The organism is Xylanibacter ruminicola 23, assembly GCF_000025925.1.
Taxonomy (GTDB): Bacteria; Bacteroidota; Bacteroidia; order Bacteroidales; family Bacteroidaceae; genus Prevotella; species Prevotella ruminicola.
Genome location: NC_014033.1, coordinates 93,279 through 110,912, shown reverse-complemented (window position 1 = coordinate 110,912; position 17,634 = coordinate 93,279). Strand labels below are relative to the sequence as shown.

Genomic DNA, 17,634 nt, shown 5'->3' with positions numbered 1-17,634 from the left:
ACGTCCAGACTTAAAAACAGCCTTTTAGGGCGGCTTTGGTCACCTGAAGCGTTTAGATTAAATTAAACTTTATTATTATTTAATACCGATGGTCATCAGTAATATGTTCTTTGCAAGCATAGCAGCAAGCTGAGTATGCCTCCTGAAGTATCAAGTTCCTATTCAACAACTGTCCAATCATCTATCAACTTCTTTTCTGTAGAAAAATTGATGCCAATTTTGAACAACTTACGGCTATCATTCATAAAAGCCTTGGCGTAACCTTTTTCTTCTATTTGTTGCCGTTTTTCTTTAACCTACGGAGTAACTGAGAAAATCCCTGCTCTACTTCACGATTTGGGAAACATAACTGATAACAATCAAACTCCTTGTCATAACTCTTAATTGTCAAATAACCGCTCTGATAGAGTAATGGCAGTGGATTCTCATCCATAATATGGATACTATTAAGCGTATCGGTGGTGAGTTCCTCCTCTGTCATGCTTTCCAACGGATATTCGGTTTTCTTAAGTTGATAAACCAAGAACGATGGTGTGCCCGTCTCGAACCAGTAGTCACGGAACACTTTATTATCTAGCGTATTAAGTAAGCTGAAGGGATTGTAGATTCCAGGGGTATCATAATCGAAGTGATAGCCATCATAGTCCTTAGCTAACTTTTTATAACATTCATCCTGTGTAAGACCATTGGTCTCAGCCAACTGACGTACACTTTCTTTTCTGTGTTCAAATCAAGATGCAGAATAGGATACGATTTCCAATCGTGCTCCAACTCGCTCACTGCCAGTCCATCGAACAGCTCTTTTTCGCCACAGAAATAACTCTCCAGTGTAGAAAGGAACAATGACTTACCAAAGCGACGGGGACGAGAAAGGAAATAATACTTTCCCTCCGACACCAACTTATACAGCAGTGCAGTCTTATCCACATAGGCATAACCATTACGCCTAACTTCACCGAAATTCTGAATTCCTATGGGGTATTTCATGCCGATTAGTAATTGAAAGGAGTCTCAAAATCTTTGAGGAGGGGATGTTTGGTATCCTTGTCGGAGAGGATGGCTTTATCCGTTGGGATATGCCAATCGATATTCAGACTTTCATCTAAGATACTGATGCCGCCATCAGCCTCAGGGTGATAGAACTCATCGCACTTGTATTGGAATACTGCTGTTTCACTCAACACTGCAAAGCCATGAGCGAATCCCTTGGGGATAAAGAACTGACGATGATTATCCTCGGTAAGTTCTACAGCCACATGCTGGCCATAGGTGGGGCTGCCTTTGCGGATATCGACAGCCACATCAAGTACTGCACCTTTGACACAGCGAACCAGCTTGCTCTGAGTGAAGGGAGGGCGCTGAAAATGCAAGCCACGCATTACGCCATAGCTTGATTTGGACTCGTTGTCCTGAACGAAATTGATTGGGCCGATTTTTTCTTCGAACTCTCGTTGAGAGAAAGATTCAAAGAAATAGCCACGGCTATCCTCGAAAATTCGGGGTTCGATAATGAACACACCATCAATTGATGTTTTTCTAACTTCCATTAATATACTGCTTATGCGCTAAAAGCGCCATATTTAATACCATGCTAAAACACTCGGGGAGCGCCACGCGGCAAGGGGCAGACAGCCCCGACGAGCGTGTATTTTTTTACACAAGCGCAAAGAAAACATTCCGAACTGACGAATGCAAAGTGCTATAGGTCAGTACGTTACAAAAAAATTAGCTTTTATTAACCATGTGGTACTTGGGAGTTTTAAGAAATCGATTTCCCTTTTCCGCATGCAAAGATAAGGGAATTCCTTGATATAACCAAATAAAAAAGACGGAAAATGACGTTTTATTCCTTAATTATTCGTCACTTCCGTCTTTTATAATTCATTAGTCCATTATGACAAGCCTAACAATGGCTTGAGTTGATGCTCTTTATACAATATCCAAACTGTTGTGAATAAGGCTGCCAGGAACAGACAGACGAACAGTATCTGAGGACGCTTGGGACCTGCAGGGCCCAAAGGTACTGTGGCACGCTGAAGGGTTGTAAAAGCGGGTGTAGCCTCTTGAACTTTGGCTTTATAGGCCAATACCTGAGCACTCAATGTATTGTAGTTGTTATACTGCAACTGCAAGTCGTTTTCCAAATCGGTTTGCATCTGACGGATACTTTCCAGAACAACATCCTGGTTAGCATCTACAAATTCCACATACTTCTGACGGGCATGCTCGTAATCCTTCTTAGCCTGTTGCTGCAACATCTCGGCATATTCCAAATCGTGACGCGACTTTTTGGTACGATAGTCGGTGAGGAAATCCTGCAAACGAGTTTGAACAGAATCTGCTAACAAAGCTGCGATATACGGTTCCTGGGTGGTAACACTGATAGAAATCAGATCTGTTTTCTTATCAATCTTACAAACCACATTTTTCATAATCATACCAGCAATACGTGCCTGTTCTCCTGTCAATTCAAAGTTATTAACCAGAGTATCCTGCTTCTTCTCGGGGGCCATCAGACCAAAGAAATCTTTCCACCAGGGTTCCTTCCATTCGTTCTTGAGGTAATCGTAATAAGTCATGGACGTTTTGTCATTCTTGCCATGCACCTTAATGGGGAAAAGTGAGGTTTTAAAGTCGGTACTCTTCATTAAATCAGGATATAATGAAGGCGTAATAGCATCACCAGATGCATTACCACCACCACCAAGACTCACACCAAAGGAACTGGCTAGAGAGGCTAACTGGCCCATACTACTACCGCCACCGCCAGCCTCGGGCGCCAACATCACCTCGCACTTATAATAAGGAGGTATCGACTTGGCGATAACGACAGCCACCACAAAGGCGATAGGCAATACGATATAATAGAGTTTACGATTGCTCTTGATGGCCTGCCAGATGGCACCAAAATCGATGGGCTGAGGTTTACGAACCTGTGGATTTATCTGATTTTGTTGATTCTGCTCCATATTACGTTAGAATGTCTTTATCAGGTTTGTAACTGTGGCCAGCATGGTAACCATGGTGGCGAGAGATGTGCCAAGGTTAGCAATCATGCTAATCTTATCGTTGGCAGAGCGGGTTTTGCTAGGCACGAAAATTTCGCAGCCTGGCTCAATCTTAGCGCCGCTGGCTTTCTTAACAGCACCATTCTGATAGAGAATGAATGCACGCGACTTTTTGGCGCCCATACCAAAGCCACCAGCCTGGTTGCGAACGTACCACTTATAGCTCTTACCGCTGCTATAGCTGGCTGTATTGGGATACATCACATTACCATCAATCTTAACGGTACCGCTGAACTCGGGTACAATGATACGGTCACCCTCGCGGAGTACCACATCATCATCAGAGCCAGGATTAGCCAAAGCCTTATCGAGCTCGATAGCTACATAGTAAACACTATCCTGATCGACCTTATTGGCATCGAAACCGGCGCCAGATTGTACCTTAGCCAACTGGAGGATACGATTGAGGCGGAACTTCTCGTCGGCATTCATGGGGCGCTCTATACGGGCACCACGGATATAAGCTTCCTTAGTAACACCACCGGCAGCCTTAACCACCTCGCTGAGACGCTGGTTTTTATGAGCCAGAGGATAGGTACCTGCAAAGAGCACCTCGCCTTCGACAGTTACATTGCGCTGAGGCATATAGCCAGGGCTCTTACGTACATACACCTCGTCGTAAGGCTGCAGCACAAAATCCTTAGAGCCATCTACTACCAAACCATCTTTCAAGGTGAAAGAGAATGTCTGAGCTACCTCACGAGAATCCTCGGTAGCCTTAGGATCAATCATACGACGTGATACATCGACTTTCACAGTAGAAGCGGCATCGGTGAGACCGCCTGCCTGGATAATGAGGTCTTCAATTGACTCATCATCGGCATACTCGTAGGTAGCAGGGAACATTACCTCGCCAAAGATGGTAACGGTACGCTCGTTGGTCTTTTCCTGCTTAGAGGCAATGGTGAGCACATCTTCGTTCTCCAGAGGCACATCAGCTACAGTACCATTGAGAATGCCCTGGATATCGAGTGAGATGACACGACGGGTGCGATCCTCTTTCATGCGATGCAATACACCGCGACCAGCAAAAGCATCCTCGGTAAGGCCATCGGCCTGCTCAATCAAGCTCTTAACAGTGGTAACATTGCCACCAAGGCTATACTGGCCGGGACGGAATACTGCACCTGCAATCTCGACCATATTCTCGTAACGGCGGAGGTTACCACTAACGGTTACAGAGTCGCCATCCTGCAAACGGAAGCTACTCATATCGAACTCGTTGACATTATATACCGAATATTGTTCGCCAGCAGTACGATTTACACGAACAGCCTTTTTATAAGCATCGCCAGTAAAACCACCAGCATACTTGAGCAGGGTAGCAATACTCTCGTTCTTCTTCATCTCGTAGGCCATGGGGCGCTTTACATTACCAGCCACATCGACGATGTTCTGATAAGGACCGACCATAATAACATCGTTCTCGGCCAAACGGATATTGCCAGAGAGCTTGCCATTGAGGATGTAATCGTAGATATCGACCGAAGCAATCTGACGACCACCACGGAACACCTTGATATCACGCAGGGTACCCAGACTATTAACACCACCTGCCATATACAGGGCGTGGAACACGCTGGCAAAAGCAGAAAGGGTATAAGTACCAGGTGCCATCACCTCACCCATCACATTGACCATGATGGTACGGGTCTGACCCAACGTCATGCGAATCTTTGAACTGCTATAGCGCTTACCAAGGGTCTGCTTGATCTTAGCATTGGCAGCTGCAACCGACAGACCTGCAATGTGGATAGGACCGTAACCAGTAACCACGATAGAACCATCGGGGCCTACCTCCATCTGCTCTGACTTTTGAGAACCGCCATAGACATCGACGAACACCTTATCGCCAGGACCTACGATATACGAGGTAGGAGTGGCAATATTCATGTTGGGTTCGAACGAAAGGGCTTTGTTATTGAAGATATCACGGCCGAACACACGTTTGCCGTTGATGGTATTCACAGAATCAGGGATATAGACTTGCTGACGATTGCTCAAGTTAGAATTCTCGAGCATATCTTCGTCGGTATTGCTGCTACCAATCTTCTGTACATACAACTCGTTACCCTCAGCATCAACACGCACAGCACCATTACTCTCACGCATACGACTATCGGCCGTGAGCTGGTCGGTGGTTGATCCAGAAGAACGCACGGCTGAGGTGCCATTCAACTTTTCGTACTGACTGCGCACACGCTGCAACTGCTGCATGGTAACGCCTTTCTGCATGAGTTTAGTAGCAATCTGCGACTGAGACGAACCGTTCTTCATCTCGCGCTGGACATACTGCATCACCTGAATGTCGCTCATCTGAGCCTGCACCAACAGGGTGGTGAGCAACAATGATAATACCAATAGAGATCTCTTCATTTCAAAAAAATACTTTCAGTTTTAAAACGGGTGCAAAGATAGTGTTTTTATTTAAAACGCACAACTTTTTTACCTATTTTATTTTTTAATACACAAAGATTTTGTAATCCTTGATGCTACCTGGGGCACCTTCCTCGGCACGTGGCAAGTAATCGAAACCAGTAATCGTCTGCTCGCTACCAAGGTCGATGACCATCAGATGTGGCAGTGCCGCGCCACGCTCAGTACGCCAGTAAGTTGACTCCTGCAAATCGAAAGATTTTTCAGCAGTATTATTACCACGCTTCGTCTCCTCGCTATCAGCATATTTTACTGTCCAAGGTTCACGACTGAGGCGTGCGCCAACAGCATTAACGGCATAGAGTTCGGCTACAGATACCACATCCTTACCTTCGTGGGTAGATAAGGCCTGGATAGCGAGATAGCGACCTGTCTGTGGTGCAGCAAAACGTACCATCTGCCAACCATTATCGGCTGCCAACTGACCTACATGGGCTGGAGTTGCAGAGTTGAGATCGGGCTGATTAGCAGGATCGTTATGTGTACGAGATTTTTCAACATTTAGTTTATCGAGTTCAGGCTTATTCTGCGCAAAGAGCCAAGGTGAAAGGCGCTTCTTGTCCTTAGTGAAGTAGAATGCCTTAGCAGAAGGACCTACCACATCGAGCACAACGACCTCGTTCTTACCCTTCTTAAGCCAGCAACCTGGCACATAGAGGGTTTGCTGAGGACCAATAGACCAGAAACGACCAATAGCATGACCATTGACATATACCTGACCCTTGCCCCAGTTCTCCATATTCAGGAAGGTATCGCCTACCCTCTTGAGGTTGAAATAGCCACGATAATAGCCTGAACCCTTGAACACCATTTTAGTAAGCGAATCGCGCTTGGCTGTATCGAGTGCCTTCTTGGCAGCTGCATAGCTATCGGGAATAGTAAAGATATCCCAGCGCTTCAGGTTCCAGATAAGCTCGTGACCATCCTTATCGGTTGACAGGGTGACACTCTCGGTGATGCCCTTGTAATCCTTGATGGCACGACCAAAGTTGATACGACCCATAGCCTCGATAAGAATCTTAAGTTCCTGACCTTTCTTTACGGCTGGCAACAGAAGGCTCTTTTCGTTGCGTACACGATCAATCTTACCGATATAGGTACTATCGATGAACACCTGTGCAAAGTCGTGTCCATCGTTGAGGGTAAGCACACTAGGGGTATCGATATCGGGCAGCGAGGTGATATATACCATCGAGCCCCAGCCCTGATTAAGTTCCTCCATGGTGCGCAGCGGACTGTTCATCACCAGACTGTCGGCACCCAGCAGAATATCGGCATGCTCGCGCATCTCGAAGGCAGGGATATTAATCATGTTAGCAGGGCGCGCGGGGATAGCAGGCAGCGGTGTTTTGCTGTACTTCTGCATCATCTTACGCAACTGGAAAAACTTCTCGGTGGTGCCACCATACTCGTTGATAGGAGCATCGTAATCGTAACTGGTTACATCAGGTGCGAAACCTGGCGAGTTAGCACCTGCCCAATGACCAAACGAGGTACCGCCATGTGTCATATAGAGCGAGAACGAGATATTCTTTGACAGCATCTCGTCCATACCATCCACCATATCCTTGGCAGGGCGTGTTTCGTGATTAGCCCCCCACTTATCGAACCAACCGCTCCAGAACTCAGAGCACATCAGAGGGGCATTGGGGCGCAACTGCTTGAGACGTGCAAACTCGTGATCGATATTAGCACCAGTACCGAAGTTCATGGTCCAAACCAAATCGTCGAGACCGTTTCTTTCGAAGTTTGAACTCCAGTCGCACTGGAACAGTGTGAGTTTTTCGCCGTAGATGCCACGCAGGCAATCGCGAATCTCAGAGACATAGGGTTTATCCTCGCCATACGAGCCATACTCATTCTCTACCTGCACCATGATGATAGGACCACCATTCTGAATGGTGAGGGGAGCTAACTGCTCGCCCACTTTCTGCTCGAAGATTTTTACACGCTCCAAGAAATAAGGATCGCGCTCGCGCAGACGGATATCTTTCTTCTTGAGCAGCCACCAAGGCAGACCGCCCATCTCCCACTCGGCACATACGTATGGACCAGGACGGACAATCACGTACATGCCATTTTTCTGGGCCAGTCGGCAGAACTCAGCCACATCATTATTATCAGTGAAATCGAACTGTCCCTCGCGCTGTTCATGGATATTCCAGAACACATAGATACAGAGGGTGTTCATACCTAAAGCCTTACACATTTTTATGCGATGTTCCCAATATGGACGGGGGATACGCGGATAGTGAACCTCGGCCGCCTTAACCACAAAAGGCTCGCCATTAAGCAGGAAAGTTTTGTTTCCAACAGTAAAATCGCCAGCACTAGCAAACTGAGCAAAAGTGAGCAATAAAGCAGTAATCAGTAGTTTAACTTTTTTCATTTTGTATCTTTTATTTCTTTATTTGGTGCAAAGGTACAAATTTTTAGGCACGGATTACGCGGATTACACAGATTTTTTATATTTTTGCAACAAAATTATCAATAAATATGAAGATACTAACATTACTCTTAATGGCATTGGTCTTTGCTGGGATGGCAAAGGCTGAGGATGGTCACCAACTGTGGCTAAGACAACAACCTATCAACAAAGCAAAGGTTACCGGACCTGAGTGCATCGCTGCCCAGGAACTGAGAACCTACAGTACCCAAAATGTAACCCTGAAGATTGATGCAACAATGGAACAGGATGCGTACTGCATCAAAGTGAATAGTGAACAGGGAAAAGTGAACAGTGTAATCTCTGCCAAAAACGAGATCGGATTATTGTATGGCGCCTATGCATTGTTGCGTGGCGAGACTACCGGCAGTGAGCCATTCTACAAACTGCGCATATTGAACCACTGGGACAACATGAATGGCACTATCGAGCGCGGTTACGCTGGATTGAGCATTTTCTGGAAAGGTAAAGCCGGCGAAAGAAAATTCCACGGTCGCACCATCTTTGTAGAGGATCCCGATCAGCCCATCGACGCTGAACTGATAAAAGAATATGCACGTGCCAATGCCTCGATCGGTATCAACGGTACGGTACTGAATAATGTAAATGCCTCGCCCAAGATGCTGTCGGCTATATATATTAATAAGGTAAAGCAGTATGCCGACATCCTGCGCCCCTATGGCATCAAGGTGTATCTCTCGGTTAACTTTGCTTCGCCCATGAGCATTCCTGCCAAAGGCTTTAATGGCGGCAAGCCCATCAAGACGGCCGACCCGCTGAACCCCAAAGTAAAAGCCTGGTGGAAAGCAAAGGCTAAGGAGATATATGCACAGATTCCCGACTTTGGCGGATTCCTGGTAAAGGCCAACTCGGAAGGACAGCCTGGACCATTCGACTATAAGCGCACGCATGCTGATGGTGCAAACATGCTGGCCGATGCAGTGAAACCATTCGGCGGCATCATCATGTGGCGCAGTTTTGTATATGGTGCTGCCCATAGTGGCGAGGACCGCGTCAAGCAGGCTGTAAGCGAATTTAAGGACCTGGATGGCAAGTTCCGCGACAATGTGATTCTGCAGTCAAAGAATGGTCCTCTGGACTTCCAACCACGCGAACCGTACGCTCCTATCTTCGACAATATTAAAAACACAAAACAAATGGCCGAGTTGCAGATTACTCAGGAATACTTAGGCCAGTCGCGCCACCTTACCTACTTAGCCCCCATGTGGCGCGAGTTCTTTGGATTTGTTGCACCCGAGAAATTAGTTGGCATTGCAGGTGTTGCCAACATCGGATTGGATAAGAACTGGTGCGGTCACCACTTCTCACAGGCCAACTGGTATGCCTTTGGTCGTCTGGCATGGAATCCGAACCTGACCAGCGAGCAGATTGCAGAAGAATGGCTGGGTCTGACATTTAATGCTTCGAATAACGAAGCATTAAAGTCGATGATGCTGCGCAGTCGCGAGGCTTGTGTAGATTATATGATGCCAATAGGATTGCACCATATCTTTGCATTTGATGAGCACTACGGACCCGAGCCTGACGGTTACAATGCACACGTTCCCCTGGAGTGGTGCCCTGTTTACTACCATAAGGCCAACAACGACAGCATTGGTTTCAACCGTACTCATACCGGTTCGAATGCCACAGCACAGTATCGAGAGCCATACTGCACACTGTACGACAACATCAACACCTGTCCAGAGCGCTACCTGCTGTGGTTCCACCGAGTGCCATGGAGCTACCGACTGAAAAGCGGTCGCACCGTACTTGAGGAGATGGACTATCGCTACGCACGTGGCGTGAAAGAGGTTGAGGACTTTATCCGCATCTGGAACGAGACCAAACCAAACATCGACGAGCAGCGCTGGCAAGAAGTAGATGCCCGCTTACAGCATCAACTCGAAAATGCCAAGGAATGGCAGAAAGTATGTATGGATTACTTCAGTAGTTTTACAAAGAAATAAAAACAACAAATCCCTCGCCAATAAGCGAGGGATTTTTATTTGTTATAGCTTATTGACCCAACCAACAATATCTGCAAGTACCTCTTCAGCGATGGTTTCTTCAATATTGTAGTATTCATCAGGGCGACCTGTATCGCAGTGTTGGAACAGATGGTTCAATCCTTCACACTCCTTGATGATCGTCTTTTTGTTCTTGGCCAGCAGGCGGCGTAGTACTGGGATATTCTGTGCAGCGGGCACCTGACAATCCTTGGTGCCATTAAGTGCCAGCACTGGGCACTTGGTCTTGGCGATATTTTCAGTTGGATCATAGTCCATAAACCACTCCACCCACTTATTGCCCTTCATCATATTGCGCAGATACTCCATGGTGATACCCTTAGCAAGTGGACTGCCGCTGTTTCTGCTCTGATATAGCAGGATACTATCGCCCTTAACTGCTGGACCAGCCAGTGATACAATGAAGTCTACCTTCTTTTGTGCACCCAGCATAAAGGCTATCAGTCCGCCCTCGCTGTGACCCAGCAGTCCCACCTTCTTGAATCGCTTCTGCGCACGCAGCCACTCGATGCCTGCAGCGGCATCTTCGGCTAAGTCGATCGATGTGGCGTTTTTCATATCTCCACCCACCGACTGACCTGTGGCACGATCGTCATATCGCAGTGTGGCTATGCCAGCGCGCGCCAGGCGGTCAGCAATCACTGCAAATGGCTTGTGGGCGTATATCTCTTCATCGCGATTCTCTGGTCCACTGCCTGTCACCATAATCATTACGCATTTAGCTCCGCCTTGGGGGACAGTCAGTGTGCCTGCCAAAGTTGCGCCAGCCTTGGTGTTGGTAAATGTCACCTCCTCTGTGGTGTAGGGGAATGGCCCCTTTGGTGTTTGTGGACGATTGGGACCATCGGGCGAGATCTCTTTCATGTTGAGTGGCAACTTCATACCTGCTTGGGCGAAAGTTCCCTGCAGTTGACCATCTACAAAGCATGCAACATATGTGGCACCAAGCGACTTGACGCTGATCTTTATCGAGTCTTTTGTGAGCAGGTCTACAGTGGCAGGGATGCCTGTTGCACCTTGGGCAGGACTATCGAGCGTACACTTGCCGTCAACCAGGTTCAGTACGATGGGCAGTTTCTGTCCCATCGCTTCCAGATTACCACTCCAACTTCTGCGCACCTCCTGCGCAGTGGCGGTCAGGCCTATGCAGACTAAGACAAGGGTGAAGAATAGTTTTTTCATTTCGCTTTAACTTTAATCTTCTCTGGTTTCATTGTTCTTCTTCTTTTTTGGTAGACGCTTGGCTTTGCGCAGGGCCTCGGTGATGATCCACTGCAGCTGGCCATTGGTGCTGCGGAACTCGTCCGCAGCCCAGGCCTCTATTGCGTCCATCGTGTCACTATCTACACGCAGGATAAAACTCTTAGTGGATTTCTTCTCTGCCATTAATCTTTAATGTTTAATCTTTAATGTTTAATGATTTAGCGTTCCTGTATTGACTACGGGCTGAGCGTTGTCATCGCCGCAGAGCACTACCAGCAGATTACTAACCATGGCAGCCTTCTTGTCATCGTCGAGTTCTACTATCTCCTCGTTCGAGAGCTTATCGAGTGCCATCTTTACCATCGATACAGCGCCCTCTACAATCTTTTCGCGTGCAGTGATGATAGCACTTGCCTGCTGGCGACGCAGCATTACGGCTGCAATCTCAGGAGCGTAGGCCAGATAGTTGATGCGGGCCTCTACCACCTCGATACCTGCCAGTGCCAAGCGCTCATCCAGTTTCTGCTCCAACTGCTCGTTGATTTCATCGGCACTCGAGCGCAGGGTAGGTTCGCCTGTCTTGGTGTCCTCATCATCGTAGGCATACTGACCAGCCACCTGGCGCAGGGCAGCATCGCTCTGCACACGTACAAAATTCTCGAGCGCGTTCATCAGTCCCTTGGTGTCGCTACCTATAGCAGCAGGATTAGCGGCCATGGTTTGTGTATCAACCTCGAACAGAGCCTTGTAGGTGTCCTTCAGTTTCCAAACCAGTACCAGGCCAATCATTACAGGGTTACCAGTCTTGTCGTTTACCTTAATAGGCTCTGCATCCAGATTTCGCGCACGCAGACTAACCTTCTTAGAAGATAATAATGGGTTAACCCAAAAGTATCCAGTCCTTGTGAACGTACCTCTATACTTTCCAAAGAATGTAAGTACACGTGCCTCGTTGGGCTCCAACATCAGGAATCCACACATCAGCACAATGCTTACAATTAAGAGGACTGCACAGCAGAGTAGCTGCCAGCCACCATTGGCTCCATCTGTGTCTGTCAAAAGGATAATCCACTTTATACCAGCATAGATATTTGCTAATGCCAATGCTATTGTTACAAACAACATGAGGAATCCGTTTAGGACCATTCCATTAAATGTACACTCTTTATTTTCCATAATCTTAATGTTTAATATTTATAATTCGATCTGATATCATTTTGATATCGCAAAGATATGAACTATTTTCGAATCAACAATGGATTTCGAGGAAACATTAACCATATTTAACTATCAACTATCAATTATCAATTGTCAATTATCAATTATTTAGTACCTTTGCACCCATGAACATAAAAGACATTGAGAATAAGCGCATTGCAGTGTTGCTTTCGGGCGGTGTAGATAGCAGTGTAGTCGTATACGAGTTCGCTCGTATGGGACTGCATCCTGATTGTTTCTATATTAAGATTGGTCCGGAAGAGGAAGAAGAATGGGATTGCTCGAGCGAGGAGGACTTGGAGATGGCTACTGCTGTATCGCATAAGTTTGGATGCAAGTTGGAGGTTATCGATTGTCATAATGAGTATTGGGACCAGGTGACTAAGTACACCATGGACAAAGTGCGTGCAGGATTAACACCTAATCCCGATGTCATGTGCAACCGACTGATTAAGTTTGGTGCCTTTGACGAGAAGCGTGGTCACGACTACGACCTGATTGCAACAGGTCACTATGCTATGACCGAAACAGACGAGAATGGTGACAAGTGGCTCTGCACCAGTCCTGACCCAGTGAAGGACCAGACTGATTTCCTGGCACAGATAGCTGACTGGCAGCTGAAGAAGGCCCTGTTCCCAATAGGTCATTATGTAAAGGATGAGGTGCGTGTGATAGCTGAACGCGAGCATTTGGTTAATGCAAAACGTAAGGATTCGCAAGGTATCTGTTTCTTAGGAAAGATTAATTATAACGACTATATTCGCAGGTATCTTGGCGAACAACCAGGTGATGTGATTGAACTGGAAACAGGCAAGCGCATTGGCGAACACAAGGGCTTGTGGTTCCACACCATTGGTCAGCGTAAGGGCATGGGCTTTGGTGGCGGTCCTTGGTTTGTAGTTAAGAAAGATGTGGCTAATAATATATTATATGTATCGCACGGCTACGATCCCGAAACAGCTTATAAGGCCGATTTCCCAGTGCACGATTTCCATTTCCTCACTAAGGAATTACAGCCAACGAAGATTACCTTTAAGATTCGCCACACACCAGAATACCATCCGGCCACATTAGAGTGGACAAGTCCAAGTACTTGCATGGTTCACTCAAAAGATAAAATCCACGGTGTGGCACCTGGTCAGTTCTGTGTAGTTTACGACAAGGATCATCACCGCTGCTTAGGCTCAGGCGAAATCACCATTTAACAATAAATCCCTCGCCAGTAAGCGAGGGATTTTTGTTTATTAAAGATGTTTCTTGGGATAGAGAGCGTCCCACCAAGTGGGATCGTCCTTCAGCCACTTCTGGAACCACGCCATCTGGGTAGCCAACCACTTTTCTTTCTTAGAATAGTCGAGAATGTGATGATTCTCACCCTCAACTTCAACCAGCGATACTTCGCGTCCTAAGAGCTTCAGAGCAGTAAACATCTGCAGACTCTCGATGAGCGGCACGTTGGTATCAGCATTTCCATGGAGCAGCAACAGTGGTGTGTGGATCTTATCGGCATTGAACAGCGGACTCTGATCGACATACAACTGGCGATGACTCCAAGGATAGCTATTGGCCATCGACACCTCGCTGTAGTTATAGCCCCAATAGCCCTCGCCCCAATAACTGGTGTGGTTGGCAATACCGGCATGCGAAACAGCGGCAGCAAAGATATCGGTCTGTGTTTGCAGGTACTGGGTCATAAAGCCACCATACGAAGCACCCATACAACCAATCTTATCCTTATTAATAAATGGATGAGCCTCGCAGATTTTCTTAGTTCCCTCGATGATATCCTCGGCAGGACCACGACCAGCGGTATTAACATGGCGCGATGCCCACTCCTGACCAAAACCTGTAGCACCACTGGGCTCAAGGATATAAGCTACATACCCCAGAGAGTTCCAATACTGAGGCGCATATGGAGATTCGAAATAACGCGACACAGGCGAGCAACCACCATAATAGTAAACAATCATAGGATACTTCTTGGTGGCATCGAAATCCTTAGGCAGATAAAGACGACCATAAACAGTATCGCCCTTACTGTTGGTGAAGTTGCAATCCTGACAGGTACCAATCTCAGCGTCGCCAAGTGCCTCTTTGCCATTGAACATTGAACTATGAGCATTGAACTTTGCGTTCTTAATAGTAGCTATATAAGCCGATGCAGGCTCCATCGTTTTATACGACAGATATGCCAGTACAGGAGCATGAGCAGCCATATTAAAACGATAAGTATAATCGCCCTTCACAGGCAGTTTTGTTATGATCCCCGTCTTTGGATTCAGTACAAACATATTGACATAATCGCGATCTTCGGCTGAGAAGTAAATCTGTCCATCAGCCCACGACCAATCGACATCATCAATTGAAGGATCGAAATCCTTAGTTAAGGGCTTAACCTGTTTTGAAGCGATATCAAACAGGAAAAGTTCATTCTCTGTCATACTAGGTGTAACCTCGGCAGGCAACTGGCAACCGATACGATTAAAGGCCTCGGGATTACCCACAAACAATATCTGCGATCCATCTGGCGAGAAAGAACCACCACCCAGGAATTCAGCACCTGAAAGCAGCGTATCAACCTTCAACGTATGAGCATCCATCACAAACACATCAGAAACAGTGGTGGGACGCTTAGTAAGACGAGAGCGATTGCTGATAACCAACAGCTTACTACCATCCTGTGAGATATCATACAGATACTCGCCCTTATTACCAAAGGTAATACGCTGGGTAATACCCGTTTTGATATCGTATTTGGCCAGATAGTTACGTTTGCGCCAACCAGGCTGGCGATCGTCCATCTCGAGAATCTCGAATACTTCCTTATCCTCCTGTGGACCTTCTTCTTCAAGTGTAAAAATGAGATAATCCTCGGTAGGAGAAACCGTGTAGCTACCCTCTGGGATATCATAGGCAAAACGCGTACGAACACCTGTCTTGGGGTCAACCTTATATAATACGCGATGACTACCCTCTTTCTCCTCTTCCAACCAAGCGATGCTCTTTGGCATCCAGCGTGGATTGCGTGAAGGCTGCGAAATCAGTCGACCAGACTTCACATCGCGCAACTCATAATTCCAACGAGTATTACCACCACGGTCGGTTGTCTGATAAGACACACAAACAAACTGACCATCGGCCGAAAGATTGATACCACGAACGCGCTTACCATCTGTCAGATCGTGTACCATATAAGGATGATTAGGTGTTAGCTGATAGGTGATGGATGTTGGTGTATCGAAAACCACCTGGACAGAATCGGTATCCTTAGGCTCGGCCAGATACTGGATGGTAAAGGTGTGATGTTCGGGTGCAAGCTTTAACTCACCGCCAGCCTCAACACCATCGATAAAAAGCTTGGAGTGCTTGGGACCTTTCACCTCGATCTTACCCTTGATAAAATCGGAGTTATTAACATAGAAACTCAGCAAACCTACGCTCTTACTATCAGGCAACGATGGAAGGACCTGACCAGAGAACTTTCCTGTAAAGTGAGAGGTTAAAGCAATGGAACCCAACTGCGAAACGGGATCGAACTTCTTGCCCTGCACATCAACTGTATCGATAGCAAAAGGGGCTGAAACTGCATAAGGACCTGCAAGATTAAACTCGGTTACAGGCGTCTTTACTTGGGCTGTAGCCATCATGCCAATGGCTAACAGCATTTGTGTTGTAATAAGTCTTTTCATTTATGTTTGTTTAATAAGCTGCTCTATATTTGCCTTCGTCCTTATCCTCGAGCATCGAGAGATATGACTGATAGCGGCTTTCGGCAATGTAATGGTCCTCGAGTGCTTTGAGCACAGCACAACCAGGTTCGTGGGTATGGGTACAATTTGAGAATTTGCAATCCTGAGAAAAACGGAATATCTCCTTGAAATAGCTGGTAAGCTCTTCTGGTTCCATATCGAACGTACCAAAGCCCTTAATACCTGGGGTATCGATCAACCAGCCTTCATCCAACCGAATCATCTCACTGAAAGTGGTGGTATGCTGACCCGTATTATGGGCATCGCTGATTTCGGCTGTACGCTGACTAGCACCAGGCACTAAACGGTTAATAAGCGTTGATTTACCTACGCCACTATTACCACTCAGCAAGGTTATCTTATCCTTGAGCAAGGGTTGCAGAGCCTCAACACCTGCACCTGTCTCGGCCGAAATCTGATAACACTCATAGCCAATGGTTTGATACAGATGTACCATCGCCTCCTGATAGCGGCGTGTATCTTCATCGAGCAGGTCGGTTTTATTAAATACCAGGATAACCGGCACGCGATAAGCCTCGGCCGAAGCCAGGAAACGATCGATAAAGGTAGTGGATGTCTGCGGATTAACCACCGTAACCACCAAAATGGCCTGATCGACATTAGCCGCCAGGATATGACTCTGTTTGGAGAGGTTGATACTTTTACGGATAATGTAATTACGGCGATCCTCGATCTCGGTAATAAAAGCCGTACCCTCGTTGTTAGGTACAATCTCTACCCTATCGCCCACGGCTACAGGGTTAGTACTACGGATACCTTTCAATCGAAAGTTACCCTTTATCTTACACTCAATCAGCTGGCCATCGTCGGTTAAGACGGTGTACCAGCTGCCTGTATTCTTAATAACAAGTCCGCGCATTTATACGGTCATGATTTCCTTGTTCTTGGCCGTAATCAGCTCATCAATCTTCTTGATAAACTTATCGTGCAACTTCTGGAGCTCAGCCTCGGCATCCTTCTCCAAGTCCTCAGACAGACCATCCTTAATTGCTTTCTTAAGCTTATCCTTGATATCACCACGCACGTTACGTACCTCAACCTTAGCCTTCTCGGCAATCTTGTTGCACTGCTTGGTAAGATCGCGACGACGCTCCTCAGTAGGCTGAGGAATATTCAATCGGATAATCTCACCGTTATTCTCAGGAGTGATACCTACATCGCTATCCATAATAGCCTTCTCGATATTGCGGATCTCCTTACGATCCCAAGGCTTGATAGCAATGGTACGAGGGTCGGGCACACTTACGTTAGCCACCTGATTGAGGGGCACCTTGCTGCCATACACTTCTACGCGCACAGCATCGAGAATAGCCACGTTGGCGCGGCCGGCACGGATACGATTCAGCTCCTCCTCGAGGTACATAGCCGCCATTTCCATGCGCTCTTCGCTCTTGTTTAAAATTTCTTTTACGTCAACCATATTTTTGTACTTTTAGTCATTTTCTGATGACAAAAGTAACGTT

The 17,634-nt window shown here is 46.8% G+C and carries 13 protein-coding genes and 1 pseudogene; 2 read left to right on the top strand and 12 right to left on the bottom strand.

Annotation, left to right across the window (positions count from 1 at the left end; translation table 11 throughout):
- Nucleotides 1–158 precede the first annotated feature (158 nt).
- The 6 genes and pseudogenes from PRU_RS16470 to PRU_RS00410 all read right to left on the bottom strand — a co-directional run bounded on the left by PRU_RS16470 (nucleotide 159) and on the right by PRU_RS00410 (nucleotide 7,893).
- Nucleotides 159–245, bottom strand: coding sequence for a hypothetical protein (locus PRU_RS16470; RefSeq protein WP_373314247.1), 87 nt, complete (start codon nucleotides 243–245; stop codon nucleotides 159–161).
- A gap of 56 nt (nucleotides 246–301) precedes the next feature.
- Nucleotides 302–987, bottom strand: a pseudogene (locus tag PRU_RS15525) (AAA family ATPase); the annotation flags it as partial.
- Between the two features lie 5 nt (nucleotides 988–992).
- The gene (gene rfbC, locus PRU_RS00425; RefSeq protein WP_013064752.1) at nucleotides 993–1,547 is read right to left on the bottom strand and encodes a dTDP-4-dehydrorhamnose 3,5-epimerase; all 555 of its coding nucleotides are present in this window, start codon (nucleotides 1,545–1,547) and stop codon (nucleotides 993–995) included.
- A gap of 345 nt (nucleotides 1,548–1,892) precedes the next feature.
- A complete protein-coding gene (locus PRU_RS00420; RefSeq protein WP_013063358.1) occupies nucleotides 1,893–2,969 on the bottom strand; it encodes a GumC domain-containing protein in 1,077 nt (358 codons plus the stop codon).
- Between the two features lie 6 nt (nucleotides 2,970–2,975).
- Nucleotides 2,976–5,444, bottom strand: coding sequence for an SLBB domain-containing protein (locus PRU_RS00415; protein WP_041385475.1), 2,469 nt, complete (start codon nucleotides 5,442–5,444; stop codon nucleotides 2,976–2,978).
- A gap of 85 nt (nucleotides 5,445–5,529) precedes the next feature.
- Nucleotides 5,530–7,893, bottom strand: a complete 2,364-nt coding sequence (locus tag PRU_RS00410) for a beta-galactosidase (protein WP_013065075.1) — start codon at nucleotides 7,891–7,893, stop codon at nucleotides 5,530–5,532.
- Between the two features lie 107 nt (nucleotides 7,894–8,000).
- Here PRU_RS00410 and PRU_RS00405 point away from each other — a divergent pair, with 107 nt between their 5' ends.
- Nucleotides 8,001–9,920 carry an alpha-glucuronidase gene (locus PRU_RS00405; RefSeq protein WP_013064909.1) on the top strand — a complete coding sequence of 640 codons (1,920 nt, stop codon included), beginning with the start codon at nucleotides 8,001–8,003 and terminating at the stop codon, nucleotides 9,918–9,920.
- A 42-nt stretch (nucleotides 9,921–9,962) separates the two neighbouring features.
- Here the strand turns inward: PRU_RS00405 and PRU_RS00400 are convergent, their stop codons facing one another.
- From PRU_RS00400 to PRU_RS00390, 3 genes are read right to left on the bottom strand one after another with little or no spacing between them, the layout of a single operon-like run.
- Nucleotides 9,963–11,162: an alpha/beta hydrolase gene (locus PRU_RS00400; RefSeq protein WP_013065737.1), complete on the bottom strand. Its 1,200-nt coding sequence runs from the start codon at nucleotides 11,160–11,162 to the stop codon at nucleotides 9,963–9,965.
- Between the two features lie 12 nt (nucleotides 11,163–11,174).
- The gene (locus PRU_RS00395) at nucleotides 11,175–11,366 is read right to left on the bottom strand and encodes a type II toxin-antitoxin system antitoxin (RefSeq protein WP_013064487.1); all 192 of its coding nucleotides are present in this window, start codon (nucleotides 11,364–11,366) and stop codon (nucleotides 11,175–11,177) included.
- Between the two features lie 27 nt (nucleotides 11,367–11,393).
- Entirely contained in the window at nucleotides 11,394–12,359 is a 966-nt protein-coding gene (locus tag PRU_RS00390; RefSeq protein WP_041385474.1) for an SPFH domain-containing protein, read from the bottom strand.
- Between the two features lie 167 nt (nucleotides 12,360–12,526).
- On the opposite strand from PRU_RS00390, the gene mnmA reads away from it, so the two are divergent.
- Complete coding sequence (gene mnmA, locus PRU_RS00385) at nucleotides 12,527–13,606, top strand: tRNA 2-thiouridine(34) synthase MnmA (protein ID WP_013065715.1); 1,080 nt, start codon at nucleotides 12,527–12,529, stop codon at nucleotides 13,604–13,606.
- A 39-nt stretch (nucleotides 13,607–13,645) separates the two neighbouring features.
- Here mnmA and PRU_RS00380 read toward each other — a convergent pair whose 3' ends face one another.
- From PRU_RS00380 to frr, 3 genes are read right to left on the bottom strand one after another with little or no spacing between them, the layout of a single operon-like run.
- The gene (locus tag PRU_RS00380) at nucleotides 13,646–16,090 is read right to left on the bottom strand and encodes an alpha/beta hydrolase family protein (RefSeq protein WP_041385473.1); all 2,445 of its coding nucleotides are present in this window, start codon (nucleotides 16,088–16,090) and stop codon (nucleotides 13,646–13,648) included.
- A gap of 10 nt (nucleotides 16,091–16,100) precedes the next feature.
- On the bottom strand, nucleotides 16,101–17,030 hold the full coding sequence (gene rsgA, locus PRU_RS00375; RefSeq protein ID WP_013064802.1) for a ribosome small subunit-dependent GTPase A: 930 nt from the start codon (nucleotides 17,028–17,030) through the stop codon (nucleotides 16,101–16,103).
- Nucleotides 17,031–17,591 (bottom strand): ribosome recycling factor, encoded by a 561-nt coding sequence (gene frr, locus PRU_RS00370; RefSeq protein ID WP_013064196.1) that lies wholly within the window; start codon nucleotides 17,589–17,591, stop codon nucleotides 17,031–17,033. It abuts the gene before it with no gap.
- Between the last annotated feature and the right edge of the window lie 43 nt (nucleotides 17,592–17,634).